The organism is Acinetobacter sp. ACZLY 512, from assembly GCF_023614015.1.
Classification (GTDB): Bacteria; Pseudomonadota; Gammaproteobacteria; order Pseudomonadales; family Moraxellaceae; genus Acinetobacter; species Acinetobacter soli.
Genome location: NZ_JAKIVI010000002.1, coordinates 401,592 through 421,048, shown reverse-complemented (window position 1 = coordinate 421,048; position 19,457 = coordinate 401,592). Strand labels below are relative to the sequence as shown.

19 protein-coding genes are annotated in these 19,457 nt (G+C 45.0%); 4 read left to right on the top strand and 15 right to left on the bottom strand.

The features are described from left to right. The first annotated feature begins 40 nt into the window (after window positions 1–40). Together L2096_RS04410 and L2096_RS04405 are read left to right on the top strand one after the other, a co-directional pair. Window positions 41–1,315 carry a replication-associated recombination protein A gene (locus L2096_RS04410; protein WP_025096028.1) on the top strand — a complete coding sequence of 425 codons (1,275 nt, stop codon included), beginning with the start codon at window positions 41–43 and terminating at the stop codon, window positions 1,313–1,315. Between the two features lie 476 nt (window positions 1,316–1,791). Further along, on the top strand, window positions 1,792–3,828 hold the full coding sequence (locus L2096_RS04405) for a putative bifunctional diguanylate cyclase/phosphodiesterase (protein ID WP_250364936.1): 2,037 nt from the start codon (window positions 1,792–1,794) through the stop codon (window positions 3,826–3,828). On the opposite strand, the gene L2096_RS04400 is transcribed toward L2096_RS04405, so the two are convergent. The 8 genes from L2096_RS04400 to dapA all read right to left on the bottom strand — a co-directional run bounded on the left by L2096_RS04400 (window position 3,825) and on the right by dapA (window position 10,509). After that, window positions 3,825–4,679, bottom strand: a complete 855-nt coding sequence (locus L2096_RS04400) for a formate/nitrite transporter family protein (RefSeq protein WP_119690648.1) — start codon at window positions 4,677–4,679, stop codon at window positions 3,825–3,827. The two genes, L2096_RS04405 and L2096_RS04400, sit on opposite strands and share 4 nt — an antisense overlap. Window positions 4,680–4,887: 208 nt before the next feature. Then, entirely contained in the window at window positions 4,888–5,619 is a 732-nt protein-coding gene (locus tag L2096_RS04395; RefSeq protein WP_055414841.1) for an amino acid ABC transporter ATP-binding protein, read from the bottom strand. Continuing rightward, window positions 5,597–6,265, bottom strand: coding sequence for an amino acid ABC transporter permease (locus L2096_RS04390; RefSeq protein ID WP_004944662.1), 669 nt, complete (start codon window positions 6,263–6,265; stop codon window positions 5,597–5,599). Before L2096_RS04390 ends, L2096_RS04395 begins: the two co-directional genes overlap by 23 nt. A gap of 2 nt (window positions 6,266–6,267) precedes the next feature. Beyond that, window positions 6,268–6,933 (bottom strand): amino acid ABC transporter permease, encoded by a 666-nt coding sequence (locus L2096_RS04385; RefSeq protein ID WP_004944663.1) that lies wholly within the window; start codon window positions 6,931–6,933, stop codon window positions 6,268–6,270. 33 nt (window positions 6,934–6,966) lie between these two features. Then, window positions 6,967–7,752, bottom strand: a complete 786-nt coding sequence (locus L2096_RS04380; protein ID WP_004933682.1) for a transporter substrate-binding domain-containing protein — start codon at window positions 7,750–7,752, stop codon at window positions 6,967–6,969. A gap of 488 nt (window positions 7,753–8,240) precedes the next feature. Beyond that, complete coding sequence (purC, locus tag L2096_RS04375; protein ID WP_004933683.1) at window positions 8,241–8,960, bottom strand: phosphoribosylaminoimidazolesuccinocarboxamide synthase; 720 nt, start codon at window positions 8,958–8,960, stop codon at window positions 8,241–8,243. Between the two features lie 37 nt (window positions 8,961–8,997). Next, a complete protein-coding gene (locus tag L2096_RS04370) occupies window positions 8,998–9,603 on the bottom strand; it encodes a lipoprotein-34 precursor (NlpB) (protein WP_250364935.1) in 606 nt (201 codons plus the stop codon). 9 nt (window positions 9,604–9,612) lie between these two features. Next, window positions 9,613–10,509, bottom strand: coding sequence for a 4-hydroxy-tetrahydrodipicolinate synthase (gene dapA, locus L2096_RS04365; RefSeq protein WP_004933688.1), 897 nt, complete (start codon window positions 10,507–10,509; stop codon window positions 9,613–9,615). A 387-nt stretch (window positions 10,510–10,896) separates the two neighbouring features. Between dapA and pncA the strand changes: the two genes are divergently transcribed. Continuing rightward, the gene (gene pncA, locus L2096_RS04360) at window positions 10,897–11,526 is read left to right on the top strand and encodes a bifunctional nicotinamidase/pyrazinamidase (RefSeq protein WP_004933690.1); all 630 of its coding nucleotides are present in this window, start codon (window positions 10,897–10,899) and stop codon (window positions 11,524–11,526) included. 50 nt (window positions 11,527–11,576) lie between these two features. Continuing rightward, entirely contained in the window at window positions 11,577–12,536 is a 960-nt protein-coding gene (locus tag L2096_RS04355) for a bile acid:sodium symporter family protein (RefSeq protein WP_250364934.1), read from the top strand. Here L2096_RS04355 and L2096_RS04350 read toward each other — a convergent pair. The 7 genes from L2096_RS04350 to glmU all read right to left on the bottom strand — a co-directional run bounded on the left by L2096_RS04350 (window position 12,533) and on the right by glmU (window position 19,457). Then, window positions 12,533–13,000 carry a 2-thiouracil desulfurase family protein gene (locus L2096_RS04350; RefSeq protein WP_151746035.1) on the bottom strand — a complete coding sequence of 156 codons (468 nt, stop codon included), beginning with the start codon at window positions 12,998–13,000 and terminating at the stop codon, window positions 12,533–12,535. The two genes, L2096_RS04355 and L2096_RS04350, sit on opposite strands and share 4 nt — an antisense overlap. A 2-nt stretch (window positions 13,001–13,002) precedes the next feature. Further along, window positions 13,003–13,353 carry a GNAT family N-acetyltransferase gene (locus L2096_RS04345; RefSeq protein WP_350028480.1) on the bottom strand — a complete coding sequence of 117 codons (351 nt, stop codon included), beginning with the start codon at window positions 13,351–13,353 and terminating at the stop codon, window positions 13,003–13,005. Window positions 13,354–13,396: 43 nt separating this feature from the next. After that, on the bottom strand, window positions 13,397–13,948 hold the full coding sequence (locus L2096_RS04340) for a VOC family protein (RefSeq protein WP_004933698.1): 552 nt from the start codon (window positions 13,946–13,948) through the stop codon (window positions 13,397–13,399). Between the two features lie 15 nt (window positions 13,949–13,963). Further along, on the bottom strand, window positions 13,964–14,602 hold the full coding sequence (maiA, locus tag L2096_RS04335) for a maleylacetoacetate isomerase (RefSeq protein ID WP_151746036.1): 639 nt from the start codon (window positions 14,600–14,602) through the stop codon (window positions 13,964–13,966). Beyond that, a complete protein-coding gene (gene fahA / locus L2096_RS04330; RefSeq protein WP_250364933.1) occupies window positions 14,589–15,908 on the bottom strand; it encodes a fumarylacetoacetase in 1,320 nt (439 codons plus the stop codon). The genes maiA and fahA overlap by 14 nt, the downstream gene beginning before the upstream one ends. A gap of 333 nt (window positions 15,909–16,241) precedes the next feature. Continuing rightward, window positions 16,242–18,080, bottom strand: coding sequence for a glutamine--fructose-6-phosphate transaminase (isomerizing) (gene glmS / locus L2096_RS04325; protein ID WP_250364932.1), 1,839 nt, complete (start codon window positions 18,078–18,080; stop codon window positions 16,242–16,244). A gap of 12 nt (window positions 18,081–18,092) precedes the next feature. Further along, window positions 18,093–19,457, bottom strand: coding sequence for a bifunctional UDP-N-acetylglucosamine diphosphorylase/glucosamine-1-phosphate N-acetyltransferase GlmU (gene glmU, locus L2096_RS04320; protein WP_004944682.1), 1,365 nt, complete (start codon window positions 19,455–19,457; stop codon window positions 18,093–18,095).

Sequence of the window (19,457 nt, the reverse complement as noted above, 5' to 3'; positions counted from 1 at the left end):
ACGCAATAGACTACAGGAAAACCCCATAAAGTCTTTGATGATGTCAGATACTCATATTCCACTTCCCGAACGTTTACGTCCACGCGATTTATCAGAAATTATTGGACAAGATCATTTGCTGGGTGAACATGCGCCACTGCGTCAAATGATTGATCAGGGCCATTTGCCCTCGATTATTTTCTGGGGGCCACCCGGAGTGGGAAAAACCACCATTGCATTGCTGTTGGCACAGGCGGTAGATCGGCCTTTTATCAGTCTGTCTGCACTCAATACCGGGGTTAAAGAGCTACGTGAGGTGATTGCCGAAAGTGGCGACCTGTTGACTCCCGTGGTATTTATTGATGAGATTCATCGGTTTAATAAATCGCAGCAAGATGCGCTGCTGAACGCGGTTGAAAAAGGCAAGATTACCCTGATTGGCGCCACCACCGAAAACCCGTCGTTTGAGGTGAATGGTGCGCTATTGTCGCGTTGTCAGGTATATACCTTGAATGTGCTCGATGCAAATGCCATACAACGCTTAATTGATCGAGCGCTCGATTCGGATGCCTTTTTAAAAGCGCGCCATATTCATATTGAAGAATACGATGCGCTGCTTCAGTTCGCCGCTGGTGATGCCCGTAAGGCACTCAACCTGATCGACTTAATTGCCAGTACATTTGAGCCTGATCAGGAAAATTTGGTCACCAATGCCGTAACGGTTAAGGTGGCACAACAAAATATTGCCCGCTACGACAAATCGGGTGAACAGCATTACGATATCGTTTCGGCCTTTATCAAATCGATTCGCGGGAGTGATCCGGATGCAGCGCTGTACTGGATGGCACGAATGCTGAAAGGCGGGGAAGATCCCGTATTTATTGCACGGCGCATGCTGATTGCCGCTTCTGAAGATATTGGTAACTCCAATCCGAATGCATTGCTGTTGGCCGGGGAATGTTTTCGCTCAGTGCAGGCTGTGGGCATGCCCGAAGCGCGAATTATTTTGGGCCAGTGTGCCGTATATCTGGCTACGAGTCCGAAAAGTAACAGCACTTATCTGGCCATCGATCGGGCCTTGGCTTTGGCAGAAAAAACCGCCAATTTGCCTGTACCATTGCATTTACGCAACGCACCGACCAAACTGATGAAGCAGCAGGGCTATGGTGTGGATTATCTGTATCCACATCATTATCCGGAGCATTTTGTAGAGCAAGAGTATTTGCCGCCTGAACTCAAAGGCACCAAGCTATACGAATACGCCAGAAACAAGCGTGAAGTCGAAGGTGAGCGTTTACAGCAACGTCGCTGGCAACACGAGCAGCAGCAACAATAATCAAAGGAACTCCCATCAAGGAAGATGAGAGTTATTTCAATAAAGTCATGAAAAAAATAGGTAAAAAGAATGGATGTTGGAGCAGTTTGAATTGCAAACCTGCGTGCGATATTTAATCTGCGCAACAGGTTGCGAAAACCAGTACCTTTGAAATCGATGCGATCCATAAAAAATTTAAAGAAAACTGGGATCGTGTCTATCCTGCAAAGTTATTGGTGGATTTAGAAAATGATACAACAGATAAAATGTCATAATGCTTAAGCAGATTATAACGGATCAAATACCATCGATCCGTTAATCATGAATATATCTTCAAGTTAATCTATTAAAAATGAACAATTTAAAAAATTATAATTTATAGTAAAAGTATGTTTCTAATATTTAAATAGATTTTTTATGCCAAATAAAACGGATGACAAATGATGTTATACTTATAGACAGATTTGTCTATAGAATAAAATAGTGCTGATATAAAAGTGAAAAATAGTTTAAATCTGGATCATACAGTTAATAGCATCACTCATTTAAATAAAAATATGACGGTGTGTGGTGGAAATGCAGCATTCTTTGAACGCATTAACATGGATGTCGCGGTATGTCAGCAACGCGATTTGCAAGATCTACTTCCAGATGACTGGTGGCAGCATATTTATCCCTTATTGCAACCCGCATTTGAGGGACACTCGGGACAGGCCTGCTGGCAGATTCAATGTCACAAGCAGGGCACTCTCTCTAAAATGGCCTTTGTATCGCCTTATTTTTCAGGCGATCAGCAGGTCGCCGGCATCACCCTCAGTGTGGTTGAACAAGCTGATCAGCTTAGCATGCAGCAGCAGCTTGCGAAAATTCTGAAAGATTTTGAAAACTACAAATTGGCGATCGATGCGCATTCGATTGTGGCCATCACCGATCATCGTGGCATCATCACCCATGTGAACGAGAAATTTTGTGATATCTCGCAGTATGAATATCACGAACTGGTGGGCAGCACGCATAAAATTATCAACTCGGGCTATCATCCACGGACATTTTTTAAAACCATGTGGAAAACCATTGCTCAAGGGCAGATTTGGAAAGGTGAGATCTGTAATCGTACCAAACATGGCAATTTGTACTGGGTCGATACCACCATAGTGCCGCTTAAAGACAACAATGGTTTATTAAAGAATTATATTTCTATCCGAACCGATATCACGCAGTTGAAATCTTCCGAAGATCATGCCAAGTACATGGCGCTGTATGACGAATTAACCGGACTGCCCAATCGACGCTATGTCAAAGAGCGACTAAAGCAGGTGATTCAGGCCAGTAAAGACGAGCAACATCATAGTGCAATCATGATGATGGATCTGGACAACTTTAAAACGGTCAATGATACCTTGGGGCACGACTACGGCGATCATTTACTCAAAATGGTGGCGAAACGGGTCAGCAAATGTGTGCGGGAAACAGAAACCACGGCACGTCTGGGTGGTGATGAGCTGCTGATTATTCTGTCTCACTTAAGTGAAGATGAGGCCACAGCGCATCAGCAGGCACATTCGATTGCAGAGCGTATTTCTCAAGTGATTTATCAGCCTTTTGTACTTGAAAATCAGGTCATTCAAACCAGTGCCAGTATCGGAATTTTTGTATTTAAAGATGATTCCATTCCACAAAATGCACTGCTCAAATATGCGGATATGGCGCTCTATCAAGCCAAGGCCAACGGAAAAAACTGCATTTGTACCTTCGATCCTTTGATGGAATCGCAGGTGGTGTCACGCGCCTCGCTCATTTCAGATTTACGGCAGGCACTGATTCGAGATGAGTTCGAGTTGTATTATCAGGCTATTGTGGATCAGCATAAAACCATTATTGGCTATGAAGCATTATTGCGCTGGATTCATCCGGTACGGGGGCTGATTTTACCCGGCGAATTTATTGAACAGGCTGAGAAATCGGATCTGATCCATCATATTGGTAATCGCGTGTTACGGATGGCTTGTCAGCAGTTGTACCAATGGAGCCAGCATGAACATTCGGCGCACTGGACGGTATCGGTCAATATTAGTGTACAGCAATTTCGCCAATCCGATTTTGAAGACAACGTCATGCAGATCATTCGCGAAACAGAGGCCAATCCTCATCGCCTGCGTTTAGAACTGACCGAAAGTATGTTTTATCGCGATATGCACAGTTCAATTCAAAAAATGAAAAAACTGATCGAAATTGGCGTTCGCTTTTCGATGGACGATTTTGGCACGGGCTACTCATCGCTGAATTACTTGAAGCTATTGCCTTTAGATCAGCTCAAGATCGATCGATCCTTTGTAAAAAATATTGTGGATAATCCGCGCGATCTGGCGATTGTGAATACGATTATCCGTCTAGCGCATTTGCTTGATTTGAATATTGTCGCCGAAGGCGTCGAAACTCAGGAGCAGCTCGACTGCCTAAAAGAAAACCAATGCTTTAGTTTTCAGGGCTTTTTGTTTGGGCAACCACTACCGATCAAAACGCTGTACGATTAGTCCAGTTCTTCATTCACCTGTCCGTAAATCAGTAAGGTAAACACGCCTGTTCCTCCCAAAATATTGCCCAAGGTGGTCGGAAGTAAAAATTGAAGCACATAGTCATAAAGCGAGGCATGCCCCTGATATACCCAGTAGGCCATTTCTGCCGAGCCGACGATCACATGTGTAAATCCACCCAAACCCATCAGATAGGTAATAAAGAAAATCAGTAAAAACTTGTTGGTGGCCGAAGGGAGCATCCAGACCAAGGATGCAATCAGGATACCCGCAGGGATTCCCTTAATAATATTGTCTGTGGCACTCAACGCAGCTACATGATGGGCCAGCTCGTGTAAAGCCTGATCAACTTCTGGTGGAAAAAGCTGGGCGTTGAGTAAAAATAAGGCCGCCAGCGCCGTTCCGATTAAATTGCAGACAAATACAATACTCCACAGCCGAAATACGCCTTTGAGCTTATCAAAGGTAAACGGATTAAAGAGTGGAACCACCGTAGTAATGGTGTTTTCGGTAAAAAGTTGCATGTGTCCAATAATGACCAGTACAAATCCGACCGTGTAGCCCATGTTGGTGACCAGATCTACCCAAAGTGCATCTGCGGGCAAGTAGGCGGTTAGAATGGCTTTAAAAACAAAGGAGAAGCTGATAATCACGCCTGCGGTAATACCTGAGAAAATCAGCGCCTTGGTCGGACGGTTCAGCTCCTCAATGCCATCGCGGCGGATAATTTCATAAACCAAGCGGGGCGAAAGCTTTTCGTGTTCTTCCACTGCCATTCGCTCTTGCCAGCTTAGATTGTTGTCGTTTTTTTCTTTTTCAACCTCGGCTTTTTCTTTTTCAGTCTCGCTCATTGCAATTTCCTTTATTGTGATCATGTGATTTTGAAATGCATATAAGCCAGCATCTGGCATTGATTTATGCGTGTTATTCTCTTTATTTTTATAAGATTTTTACAAAGAGTCCAGTATTCAACGAGGTGATTTATGTAATCTTAGATCACTGAGGACGGTAGAAAAAAGTAGGCAATACATCCTGCAGATGAATTGCCCTGAACAGGTTTTAGGCGTGAGTTAAATGAATAAACGAACGTAATTCATCGGTTTGAGGTGCTGCAAATAATGCTTTGGCAGGGCCGTATTCATGTACGCGACCTTCATGCATAAACAGCAAGTAGTCGCCCACGTCACGGGCAAAGCGCATTTCATGCGTGACCATGATCAAGGTCATGCCATCTTGGGCCAAGTCTCGTACGACTGCCAAAACTTCATTGACCAATTCTGGATCGAGTGCCGAGGTAATCTCGTCACAGAGCAAGATTTTAGGCGACATGGCCAATGCACGTGCAATCGCAACACGCTGCTGCTGTCCGCCAGAAAGCTGACTCGGCATGGCATCGGCTTTGTGTTTTAAACCAACTTTATCCAGCATCAGCATGGCCAGATCACGAGTCGCCGCCTTATCGACTTTTTTGACAATCTGGACCGCCAGCATCACATTTTGAATCACGCTCAAATGTGGAAATAAATTAAACTGCTGAAAAATCATCCCGACTTTCAGGCGCAGTGCCGTTAAATCGGTTTGCCCGACTTCAAGTAAGGTCCCATCGACCTCGATGTATCCTTCATCGATGGTTTCGAGACCATTGATCGATCGCAATAAAGTACTTTTGCCCGAACCACTGCGGCCAATAATCGACACCACTGAACCAGCTTCTACTTCTAGTCCAATACCTTTGAGTACATGGTGATCGCCAAAGCGTTTATGCAAATTATGAATGTGAAGCAGAGCCATGAAGTTTCTTCTCAAGATAAGCTGCCAAGGCAGATAGTGGATAACACAAGATGAAATAACCGATCGCAACCAATCCAAAAACCAAGAATGGTTCAAAGGTGGCGTTGGCCAGTACAGAACCAGTTTTGGTCAGTTCGGTAAAACCAATGATCGAGGTAACGGCAGTGGCTTTTACAATCTGTACGGAAAACCCGACTGTTGGTGCAATGGCGATACGAGTTGCCTGAGGCAAAATCACATAACGAAACTGCTGTAAACGCGTCATCGCAAGGCTTGCAGCCGCCTCCCATTGACCGCTTGGAATCGCTTGTACACAGCCGCGCCAGATTTCGGCAAAATAGGCAGCGGCATAGGCTGTGAGTGAAAAGGCAGCAGCAGCCCATGGTGAAATATCAATACCCAACAGTGACAGGCCAAAAAAGGTCATAAATAATTGAATCAGCAGCGGCGTACCCTGAAAGAATTCGATATACACCACAGCAACTTTTTGTAATATCGGATCTGGGTTAATCCGAAGCATCAGAACCAGTAAGCCACACAAGCCACCGAGCACAAACACCATCAGCGATAACAGTAATGACCAGCCCAAGCCATTCAGCAGATTTTGAATAATGTTCCAGAGCGTAAATTCTTGCATCATCATCATGATTAAACGCTCCCTTTAAAGCAGACACGTCCAATTCGCATCAAGATTGCGCGAACGCATACCGCCAACACCAGATACAGCACCGCCACCACAATATAGATTTCAAAGCCACGGAAATTACGCGACTGAATAAAGTTGGCGACAAAGGTGAGTTCTTCCATCGAAATTTGCGAACACACCGAAGAACCCAGCATCACAATAATAATTTGGCTACACAGCGCTGGCCAGACCCGACCCAGTGACGGTGGCAAAACTACATGTCGCAAAATTTGAAAGCGGGTCATGGCCAGTGAAGCTGCTGCCTCGATTTGACCTTTGGGCGTGGCCTGAATACCAGCACGAACGATTTCGGTACTATAAGCCCCCAAATTGATAATCATGGCCAAAATGGATGCAGTCCATGCATTCATGGTCACGCCAATGGCGGGTAAGCCAAAGAAAATAAAAAACAACTGCACCAGAAACGGGGTATTACGGATCACTTCGACATAAATCCGAAACAGGGCACTGACCGGTTGAATACGCCAAGCACGGCATGCTCCCCCAATCACCCCCAGTGCCAAGCCAAACACCGTACCAATCAGTGTTAGAACCACTGTACGGCCCAGCCCTTCGGCAATCATGCCGGTGTAGGGCAGAACACTGGAAAACTCAAACTCGTAGGCCATCTCGATCTCTCATTCAAACGGACGTGGGTGACATTAGAGTTGTTTTGGAAGAGGAGCACCCAACCATTGCACCGAAATTCGATTGAGCTGACCGTTACTTTTTGCGGTTTTAATAATGGCATTGAGCTTGCCTTGTAAAGCTGCTTCGCCTTTATTTAGACCGATATAACATGGCGAGTTTTTAATAATGAATTTGGTATCAAGCGGCTTTTTGCTAAAGTGTTTACTTAAGCTTCCCGCGACCACGTTGCCAGTTGCAATCAAATTCACCTGACCTGAGTAGAAAGCCGATACGGTCGAGTTATTGTCTTCAAAACGCTTAATGGTGGTTGAGCTTGGTGCGACTTTGCTCAGCTCTAAATCTTCGATTGAACCACGTGTGACGGCAATCGTTTTACCCGCTAAATCCGCAGCAGATTTTACCGCGATATTCTTTTGTCCAAACACGCCATTATAAAAAGGCGCATAGGGTCCAGCAAAATCAATGACTTTTTCTCGCTCAGGATTTTTACCTAAACTTGAAATCACCAAATCCACTTTTTTGGTGGTCAGATAGGGAATACGGTTGGCACTGGTGACTGGCACCAATTGCAATTTTACTCCTAAATCTTGTGCAATCAGTTTAGCCACATCAATATCGTAGCCCTGTGCTTTTAAATCGGTCCCCACAGTGCCAAATGGCGGAAAATCTTGCGGAATTGCAATTTTAATTACACCGGCTTTTTTAATATCGGCTAGGGCATCGGCATGAGCAAAGTTTGAAACTAAAACAGCAGAAAGCGTGGTTAAAGCAAAAACAAAGGATGTACGGTTTGACATGGTCACTCCAGCAAGCATAGGGGAGAACAGATTGTGTATCTAGATTTAGCAACAACCATGCCATGATGAAAAAAAGAAAATTAATTAATATAAGTATATGATTTTAAATTGCTTTAAGGTTTTCATAATTGAATCAATAAAAAGTTGGACTATTTAAAATGCTTAATAATGAGTATAAAAAAACGGAAATAGCCCCTTCTGGTAAGACCAGGTCAGACCAGAAGATAAACATCGATATCGAGGCTGAATCGAATACTAAAAAATATTTTTTAAAAAAATAATATTTTTCAGTATCTTAATGTGGTTGATATAGTGAAGTAAGTAGTGGATGAATGTTCTAAATGCATTAAAATGTACTTTTTTGGATCATTTTTGATCGATGCTTAATTTTTGCACCAGAATTGCCTTCGACGATAGACTAAGAAAATAAAGATGGAGCAAACATAAAAAAACAGCGCCAAGCGCTGTTTTTTTTAAACACAAGACAATTAGATATCTGTTAAATCGATACCCAAGCGTGCTGCCACTTCTTCGTAGGCTTCAACCACGCCGCCTAAACCTTGGCGGAAACGGTCTTTATCAAGTTTCTTTTTGGTGTCTTTGTCCCACAAACGGCAACCGTCTGGAGAGAACTCATCACCAAGGACGATACGGTCGTGGAACACACCAAATTCAAGTTTGAAATCGACCAGAATCATGTTACCCGCATCAAACAATGCTTTTAACACATCATTGACTTGATAGGTAAGTTCTTTCATTTTAGCCAACTGATCCGCTGTCGCCCAGCCTAAAGCAATCGCTTGAGATTCGTTCACCATCGGATCGCCAAGGCCATCGTCTTTAAAGAACAATTCAAATGTTGGCGGAGTCAGTTCTTTGCCTTCTTCTACACCTAAGCGACGGCACAATGAACCTGCCGCATAGTTACGAATCACGCACTCGACTGGAATCATGTCGAGCTTTTTCACCAACACTTCGTTTGGTGTAAGCAGCTGTTCAAAATGCGTTTCGATACCTGCTTCGGCCAGTTTTTCCATAATAAAGGCATTAAAACGGTTGTTGACCTTGCCCTTACGATCTAGTTGTTCGATTTTTTCGCCATTGAACGCGGAGGCATCATCACGAAAGACTAAAATCAAATGGTCTGCGCTGTCTGTCTCGTATACAGATTTTGCTTTGCCAGTATAGAGCAAGGTTTGTTTTAACATGGGGGAACCTTTTTCAAAAAAAAATCGCCTAGAGAGTCTAGGCTGGCCAGTTTTGGTTAATCTGGTTTAACACTTGGTTGGCAGTCGCAGTATCGGCAAAGCTGTTACTTGGCGTAAACAGTGCCAGATTGTTACTTGTACCAACGGCAGTTAATCTGAGGACAAAAACTTGCTCACCCACTTTAATGGTGGCTTGATACGCATTTTTGTCTTGTGCAATCACGCTGTAGTTCATGCTGCTGAGCGTCGCCATGGTGTATTGCCATACCGCTTCTGATGGACCGTCAATTTGCAATAACGGATTTTTGTTTCCATCGGTCACCAAACGCGGACGACTCATGCTCATGCTGGTATTAGATGCAGTTGCAGGTTGCGCTTGTACCTGTTCCGGACGAGGTGCTGCATAACGGTTACCGCGTTTATTTTCAAAATTTGGTGCATGCTGAATTGCCAGATCATCAACAATCGGCGCCGGATACAGCGGTGTAAACGGGCGCATGGTTGCATTGGCAGGCAATTCAAGCGGAGCAACATTAGATGCCTTTTTATAGTCCAAAGAATGATTATTTAAACTCAAGCTGTTACAACCGGCCAAAGCGATACTGGCGATTGCGAAGGTAAACCCAAGACGTAACTGCATCATAATTTGCTCTTATTGAATAATTCCCGCAGCTTTTAGCTGATGACGGAGAGGTTCGCGATATTGTTCGGCGAGAGGAGTCAAAGGAAGACGAATTCCGGTTTCGATTAAGCCCATCTCATGTAGCGCCCATTTCACAGGAATTGGGTTCGATTCGCAAAACAGAATATTGTGTACATTTGCAACTTGCTCATTGAGCGATTTTGCCTGCTCCGACTCACCTTGCAAAGCAGTTGCACATAACTCACTCATTGCTTTAGGAATAATATTGGCAGTGACCGAAATATTGCCTTTGGCGCCAAGCGTAATCAATTCCCATGCGGTTTCGTCATCACCCGAATACACCGCCATGTTGCCCTTTAAACCGTCGATCAATGCTTTGCCACGTGGCACGTCACCAGTTGCATCCTTAATGCCGATAATATTTGGAATCTCGGACAGACGGATTGCCGTCTCGTTCGACATATCCACGCCGGTACGGCCCGGAACGTTGTATAGAATTTGTGGAATATCTACGGCTTCTGCAATGGCTTTATAATGCTGATAAAGGCCTTCTTGTGTTGGTTTATTATAATATGGCGTCACCAAAAGTGCGGCATCTGCGCCAAGCTCTTTCGCGGCTTTTGTCAATTCAATGGCTTCGTGAGTGGAATTTGCACCAGTACCTGCAATAATTGGAATACGTTTGTTCGCCACACGAATAATTTCTTTAATAACGGTTGTGTGTTCTTCCATGCTAAGTGTTGACGCTTCGCCAGTGGTGCCGACGGCGACAATACTGTTTGTACCTTGTTGGATATGCCACTCAACGAGCTTCTCAAGACCCTTCCAATCTACACTGCCATCTTTATACATAGGGGTGACGATTGCGACGATTGAACCTTGAATGGTCGGTGCTTGCTGAGTCATTTTAAAAAAATATCCTATTGTTCCATCCGGATGAAATAGTAAATACGAAAAGTGGACGGTCTGCAGTATTTTGAGTGTAAGTCACGGCCTAAACAAGTAGGCTGGATGACTATTATGCAAATTATGACTGATCAGAGAGATAAGAACAATATCCTTTGATCAAAGCATGTAAAAACTTTGACACAATACAAAGTCTCAAAAGGATGGTGTGGCCGATCTGTCACATAATCAGTGCGACGCATTCAATCATTGAATTTTTTAACATGACTTGTCAGCGGCGTATGAGTTGCTATGCTGTGAAATATTTAAAATATGATCGATTCCTCATATAAGAAAGACTGCTGAAGCGCTCTGCGACGGTGGGCATGAATTTCCATGGAGAGAAAAATGAAACAACCCAATCACGTCGCTTTAATTGTGGTCGATGTACAAAATGGATTTACGCCCGGTGGGCACCTCGCGGTTGCAGATGCCGATCAGATTATTCCGTGTATTAATCAGTTGGGTGCTTGTTTTGATACGATTGTCATCACGCAGGATTGGCATCCCGAAGATCATATTTCCTTTGCCCAAAATCATGCAGGTAAACAGCCATACCAGCACATTCAACTGCCTTATGGCGATCAGGTCCTGTGGCCGAGCCATTGCGTTCAAGGGACGCATGATGCCGAATTGCATCCCGCACTTGATTTACCTTCGGCACAGTTGATTTTAAGAAAAGGCGTTCACCGTGATATCGACAGCTACTCCGCTTTTATGGAAGCAGATCGTAAGACCACAACTGGTCTGGCGGCATATTTAAAGGCGCGTGATATCGATACTGTCTATATTGTGGGTATCGCGACCGATTTTTGTGTGGCATGGACTGCCATAGATGCCTGCGCGGCTGGGTTTGATAGCTACGTGGTGGTCGATGCCTGTAAAGCCATCGACATGAATGGCTCTTTACAGCATGCGTGGCAAGATATGTTAAAAGCAGGGGTGAAACGCATTTCATCGCGTGAGTTATTGAACTAGGTTCAGCAAGCATGCTTTTCATTTTTGGTTTTTAAAGGTTTTATCTCTTGATGACAGCTTTACTTCGTTTTACGGCATTTGTGCAAAAAACCTTTGCCCTTTGGGTGGTGGTCTTTGCTGCGCTGGCACTCTGGACGCCGGATTTATTTGTGTGGCTTAAAGCTTATATTCCATGGCTGCTGGGGATCATTATGCTGGGCATGGGCATGACCATGTCGCTAGACGATTTTCAAGGCATGTTACACCATCCTAAAGCCGTATTAATTGGCGTGGTGGCGCAGTTCGTGGTGATGCCGGGACTGGCCTTTTTACTGTGTCAATTATTTCAGTTGCCTTCAGCGATCGCGATTGGCGTGATTTTGGTGGGATGTTGTCCGGGTGGAACGGCATCGAATGTAATTACTTATATGGCGCGAGGCAACGTTGCGCTCTCGGTGGCATGTACCAGTGTTTCGACCTTGCTGGCACCGCTGTTGACACCTGCTATTTTTTATCTGTTGGCCAGTCAATGGATTCAGATTGATGCCATGTCGATGTTTGTATCGATTTTACAGGTGATTCTGGTGCCCATCGTGATTGGGCTCTTGCTACGACGTTTTTTTGCAGTGCAAGTGAATCGATATATCGAGGTGATGCCGCTGATTTCAGTCGTGGCGATTGTTGCGATTGTGGCAGCAATTATTGGGGCCAGTAAAGCCGCGATTTTACAGTCGGGCGCTTTGATTTTATCTGTGGTGATACTGCATAACGGACTTGGGTTTTTAATTGGCTACTGGGCCAGTCGTGCATTTAAGCTCTCGCATCGTGATGGCAAGGCGATTGCGGTTGAAGTGGGGATGCAAAATTCAGGTTTAGGTGTAGCACTGGCCGCGGTTCATTTCGCGGCGTCACCATTGACCGCCGTACCGAGTGCCTTGTTTAGCTTATGGCATAACATCTCAGGCGCGTTGCTGGCGACCTATTGGGCGCGTCAAAGTCGTCACGAAACAGATACAACATCTGTTGATTAGTGTTGTCGTTGATACCAATCTTCAAGTTCATGTTCGGACAAAACATCAAATCCGTACTGTTTGAGCAGTGCGGCAGTTACGCCTAAACCTGCCTGTTTCTGGCCATTAAAATGCCCGTTATAAATAAAGTGCGAACCACATGAGGGGCTATTTTCTTTGAGTACAATTACGCTGGCATTATGCAGCTTTACAATGCGTAGTGCCTGATGGGCACCTTCGATGAAGGCGGCTGTAACATCTTCACCCGTCGCATCTATCACTCGTGCGCGACCAGCCAAAACATCCTCACCCGAACCGCCCTGAATTTCGGCAGCAGGGCGAGGGGTAGGTAATCCGCCCAAGCATTCGGGACAAATACTTTTGGCCAGACCTTGTGCCAGCAAACGTTGAACCAGTGCAACAGGACAACTTTTTGCATCGTAACGTACTGGTTCACCAGCCAAACAGGCACTGACCAAAATCATATTTATGCGTCTCGCAACACATCTTGCAATTCAGGGCGTTTATCAAATACCGATTTTGCATATGGGCAAAGTGGAATGACCTTGATTTGATCTTGTCGAGCAAAGTTGATCAATGCATCGAGCAACTCACGGCCAATGCCTCTTCCACGATACGCACTTTCGACTTCGGTGTGGTCAATACTCAGGCTATGATCGCCTACCCAAGTAAAGTGCATTTCACCCGCGACTTTGTCGTCATCTAGGGCCTGAAACATACCCTGTTTGCCATCTTCTATTTTTTGTATGTCCAAAGCATTCTCCTGCTTATACCATATTATGGGGCTGCTTATTGCGGCATGCCTCGAACATAGCATGAAAAATCAAAAAAATAGCGCCAGTATACATAACTCCTCAAAATTAGATTTCGCTCAATTCTTCAGCATGTAAAAACTGTGTATGATGTGGGGCGCGTTTGGTGCGTGTCCACTCGTCTAGCATCTCTTGTTTGATCTGATCGGTAATTTTTGCAATCTTTTCAGGCGAGCGCGGATCATCATAAGTGAGTTCGATACGGTGTCCATTCGGATCGAAAAAGTAAATCGAGTGGAAAATTCCGTGATTGGTCACGCCTAGAACGTCCACACCATTGTTTTCCAGATGTGCTTTGGCCTCAAGTAAGGTGGCTTCGTCTTTTACACGCAGTGCCAGATGCTGTACCCATTTCGGGGTATTTTCATCTCGGCCCATATCCGGTTGATGTGGCAACTCAAAAAATGCCAAGACGTTGCCATTGCCCGCATCTAAAAACAGATGCATATATGGGTCGAAGGCTTTGGTTGAGGGCACATGATCTTCGGCAAAGGCCAAAATAAAATCCATATGCAGATTCTTTTTGTACCATTCGACGGTTTCTTTGGCGTCTTTGCAGCGATAAGCCACATGGTGGATTTGTTCGATTTTAAATGTCATGCTCATGTCCTTATTTTATGCAGCATCGGGTTGTTGTTCTGGCGCCGCTTCAATAAACGCGGGGAGGGTCATACACTGTGCATAGACCGCTTCAATGAGTGGATAGGCGCTTAAATCAATTTGAAAGCGTTTGGCGTTATAAACTTGTGGAATCAGACAGCAATCTGCCATGGTCAGCTGATCACCAAAACAAAATTTACCTGCCGTCGCCTGTAATTGGGCTTCTAGGCTATTTAGGCCAGTCACGATCCAGTGCTGATACCATTGATTTTTTTCGATATCAGAGAGCTTAAGCGTACCTGTTAAATATTGCAGTACCCGCAGGTTATTTAGCGGATGAATATCACAGGCAATATTGAGACAAAAGGCACGAACTTGGGCGCGTAAATGGGCCGCTTGCGGCAAAAGTCTTGGATCTGGATATTGCTCTTCAAGATATTCAAGAATACTCAGCGACTGGGTCAGAACATGCTCTTGATCTTTTAAGGTCGGCACCAGCTCGCTCGGATTAAGCTGTACATACGCAGGTGAGTGTTGCTGACCGCCATCTTGAAGTAAATGAACGGGTACAATTTCGGCAGTCAGTCCTTTAATAGCAAGTGCAATGCGGACTCGAAACGCCGCCGAGCTTCTAAAATAGCTATACAGTTGCATAGTCGGTGCGTTCCTGTGCTTCGGTTTCTTGAAAAGCGAATTGACGTGCCGGCAAGATCGTGCCTGTCACTTCGCCAAAGCCAATCCGTAAGCCATTTTTTTCACAATAGCCTTTCATGATTAGCGTATCGCCATCTTGTAAAAAGCCGCGCTGCTCACCGTTTGAAAGTTGTAATGGGCGCGTATTATTCCATGTGAGTTCAAGCAGCGAGCCATAAGAATCTGGAGTCGGGCCAGAAATAGTACCTGACCCCATTAAGTCACCCACTTGTACATTACAGCCTGCCACCGTGTGATGAGTTAGTTGTTGTGCCATCGACCAGTACATATATTTAAAATTGGTGCTGCAAATCACATCTGCATGTTGTTGTTCGGCAGCTTTGAGTTCTACCGATAAATGAATGTCGTAACTGTTGGCCGAAAGATCTTCTTGTAAATAAGCCAGTGGCAGTGGATCTTGTTGTGGCGAATGCGTTCGAAACGGTTCAAGTGCCTCTAGCGTGACAATCCATGGCGAGATGGAAGAGGCAAAAGTTTTGGCATTGAACGGCCCGAGTGGTACATATTCCCACTGTTGCAAATCGCGCGCCGACCAGTCGTTAAACAGCACCACACCAAAAATATGATCCCATGCGTTTTCAATTGAAATCGGTTCACCTAGGTGAGTTGCCTTGCCCACAATAAAGCCCGTTTCCAGTTCAAAATCCAGCTTGCGACAGGCTGAAAAGACAGGACGCTCCTGATCGGGCAATTTGATTTGACCCGATGGACGCACAATATTGGTACCGCTTACCACCACCGAGCTGGCGCGTCCGTTATAGCCCACAGGTAGCTCAGACCAGTTCGGCAATAACGCATTTTTGGGGTCACGAAACATGCAGCCCACATTGGTGGCGTGTTCTTTAGACGAATAAAAATCGGTATAGCCCGGAATATGTACAGGTAAATGCATCACCACATCGCTTTGCTGATAAAAAGCGTGCTGACGAAGTGCGGTGTTATCGCGAAGCGTCGATTCATTTTTAGACAATAAGCGCTGCAAGGTTTGTCGCGTGCTGTGCCAATACGCTTTACCACTTTCAATAAATTTATTTAAGGTGGGTTGGTCGAAAAACTGTTCACCCTCTTGGAGAGTTAAAAGCCCTGCACGCTCAAGTGCCGCCAGATCGACCACCCAGTCGCCGAGTGCCACGCCTACACGGCGTTTACCTGTTGTGGTTTCGCTAAAAATTCCGTAAGGCAAATTCTGAATAGGAAAATCCGAAGTCGGGGAAACCTCGATAAATGAAGATAAATGCGCGCTCATGTCAGCATTCCTTGGCATATCAGTAATCTCTTTATCTTTCATCATACGGATTTTTTATAATTACGCAATACGAAATTTATTTATGAATAATGTAATTATATTGATAGTTAAAAATTTAAATAGATAAAAAAACCTGCAATAGATGCAGGTTGAATTGTTGATGCCAAATAGAATCTAAATTTAGCGGCTTACTTCATAAGCATAAAAAAATCCACACAGCGATGCTTTTCTAGAGCATCGCTTGTGTGGATTTTTAAGTAATTCAGTATGAGACTTTATTAAGTAGTATTTATAAAGTACTCTCATACAAAATTAGTTTTCAAAATCAGTTGCTTACTCTACGGTAACTGATTTTGCAAGGTTACGTGGCTGATCGACATCTGTACCGCGCAATACCGCCACATGATACGACAGTAACTGTACCGGAATACTGTACACAATCGGTGCCAGCCAAGCATTCACATCTGGAATTAAAACCACATGCTGACGGTCTTTGTCGCGAATACCGCTGTTTTCATCGGCAAACACAAACAGTTCACCGCCACGTGCCTGAACTTCTTCCATATTCGATTTTAGTTTATCGAGCATATCGTCTTGCGGCGCCAAAATGACCACAGGCATTTCGTTATCGACCAAGGCCAACGGACCATGTTTTAATTCACCCGCGGCATAGCCTTCGGCATGAATATACGAAATTTCTTTCAGTTTTAATGCACCTTCAAGGGCAATCGGATAATGTGTACCACGGCCCAAGAACAAGCAGTGCTGCTTCTCAACAAACAGTTCAGATAAACGTAAAATTTCCGTATTGTGTTGCAAAGTATCGAGCATGACTTTTGGACAATGCCACAATTGCGATGCAATCTCTGAAATTTGTTCAGCGGCAATTTGCTGCTTCACCTGACCAATTTTCAAAATGAGCAGCATCAATGCTGCAAGCTGAGTGGTAAAGGCTTTGGTCGATGCCACGCCAATTTCTGGGCCTGCGAGGGTTAGCAAATGATGATCTGTTTCGCGTACCATCGATGACGTGGCCACGTTACAAATGGTTAGGGTCGAGATCTGAATATCTTTGGCTTTGGCACGCTTTTGTGTGTCACGTAGCGCTGCCAAGGTATCGGCAGTTTCACCAGACTGAGAAATACAGATATACAAAGTATTCGCCACAATCACTGGTGAGCGATAACGAAACTCGCTGGCAATCTCCACCTGACATGGCACATTAATCAATTGCTCAAACCAGTACTTGGCAATCATACCGGCGTGGTAACTGGTACCGCAGGCAATAATCTGTACGTTTTGGATCTGTTTAAAATCCACTTCGGCCAAGTGCAAGAAATCATCACGCAATGCATTGCCATTTAAGGCTTGTGAAATGGTTTGTTGAATGGCTTCAGGCTGCTCATAAATCTCTTTGAGCATGTAGTGCTTGTATTCGCCTTTTGATGCATTACTGACCGCAGCATCAAGCTCTTTAACCGGACGCTCGATTTTTTCGCCATGTGCATAAATTTCAATGCTGTCACGGGTCAGACGGGCAATATCACCTTCTTCCAAATACACAAAGCGATTGGTCACAGGTAAAAGCGCCAACTGATCTGAACTGATAAAGTTTTCACCAATCCCCACACCAATCACCAAAGGCGAACCTTCGCGTACGGTGATCAACTCATCTGGATGATCCTTATGCATAATACCCAGCGCATAAGCGCCTTTAAGCTCTGGCACTACGCTACGAACCGCATCGAGCAAACTGGTTTGCTCTTTAAGCGCATGATGCACCAGATGCGCCACGACTTCGGTGTCGGTTTGTGAGGTAAAGACATAGCCTAGCGCTTCTAGGTCATCTTTAAGCTCTTGATAGTTTTCAATAATACCGTTGTGCACCACAGCCACATCACCCGAAATATGCGGATGTGCATTGTGTTCGGTCGGTTTACCATGCGTGGCCCAACGTGTATGTGCAATACCTAGAGAGCCGCTTAATTTGCTCTGTACAACGGCCTCGGCCAAATTGGCCACTTTTCCTACACGGCGCTCGCGCAGGATATGCGATGGACTCACCAATGCAACGCCCGCAGAGTCGTATCCGCGGTATTCAAGGCGTTTGAGACCTTCAATTAAAATCTCACTAATGTTGCGTTCTGCAACGCCTCCGACGATACCACACATGCCTAATACCTCTTATTTTTTCAACTTTTGCGGACGTTGATAATTTGCTTTTTCAATTTGTTGCGCGCGCTCAAATGCCAGTGCATTGTCGCTCACATCACGGGTAATCACCGAACCTGCACCCACGGTCGCACCATTACCAATATGTACAGGTGCAACCAGTGAACTGTTGGAGCCAATAAATGCAGCATCGCCAATCACGGTTTTAAATTTATTTGCACCATCATAATTGCAGGTAATGGTCCCTGCACCAATATTCGAACCAGCACCAACTTCGGCATCGCCCAGATAGGTAAAATGGTTGGCTTTTGAGCCGACCCCGATACGGGTATTTTTCACTTCAACGAAGTTGCCGATGTGTACGTCGTTGGCCAGCTCTGCACCCGGACGCAAGCGCGCAAATGGTCCGATCAGGGTATTTTCACCCACAACCGCATTTTCAAACACGCTGTAAGGTTGCACTTTTGTGCCAGCAGCAATACGGGTATTTTTTAATACGCAACCCGCGCCAATTTCGACAAAATCGCCCAGTTCACAGTCACCTTCAATAATCACATTGATATCGATTTTGACATCTTGTCCGATTTTGAGCGTACCACGTACATCAAAACGAGCCGGATCACTCAAGGTGAGACCCTGTTGCATCAGGCTTTTGGCTTGTTGCAATTGAAATTCGCGCTCGAGCGCTGCCAGTTGTAGACGGTCATTGACGCCTTCTACTTCATAGGCCAGTTCGGGCTGAATTGATGCAATTTCCAAACCGTCGGCAACGGCCATGGCCACAATATCGGTGAGATAGTATTCACCTTGGGCGTTGTTATTCGATAGCTTTGGTAACCATGCGTGCAGTTTCTGATTACTGACGCAATAGATGCCGGTATTGATTTCCTGAATCTGACGCTGTTGCTCAGTGGCATCTTTATGTTCCACAATCGCCTGAATCTTGTCGTTGTCACGAATGATACGTCCATATCCGGTCGGATTGTCCACATTGAGCGTGATCATGCCAATGCCTGTCGCACTTGATACGGCAAGGAGCTGATCGAGAGTTTCTTGGCGCACCAACGGCACATCGCCATACAAAATCAGTGACATGCCTTCTTGTGGTAACACGGGTAACGTCATCTGAACCGCATGACCTGTGCCCAGTTGTTCGGCTTGCTCAACCCACTGAATATTTTCTTGCTGAAATTGTTGCTGAACGTGTTCACCACCGTGTCCATAGATGGTAATAATATTTTGTGCATGCAGTTGTTTTGCCGTTTGAATGACGTGTCCGAGCAAAGGACGGCCCGCCAAAGGCTGTAATACTTTAGGAAGGCTAGAGCGCATACGCGTTCCTTTGCCCGCAGCAAGAATAATAACGGTCGTTGTCAT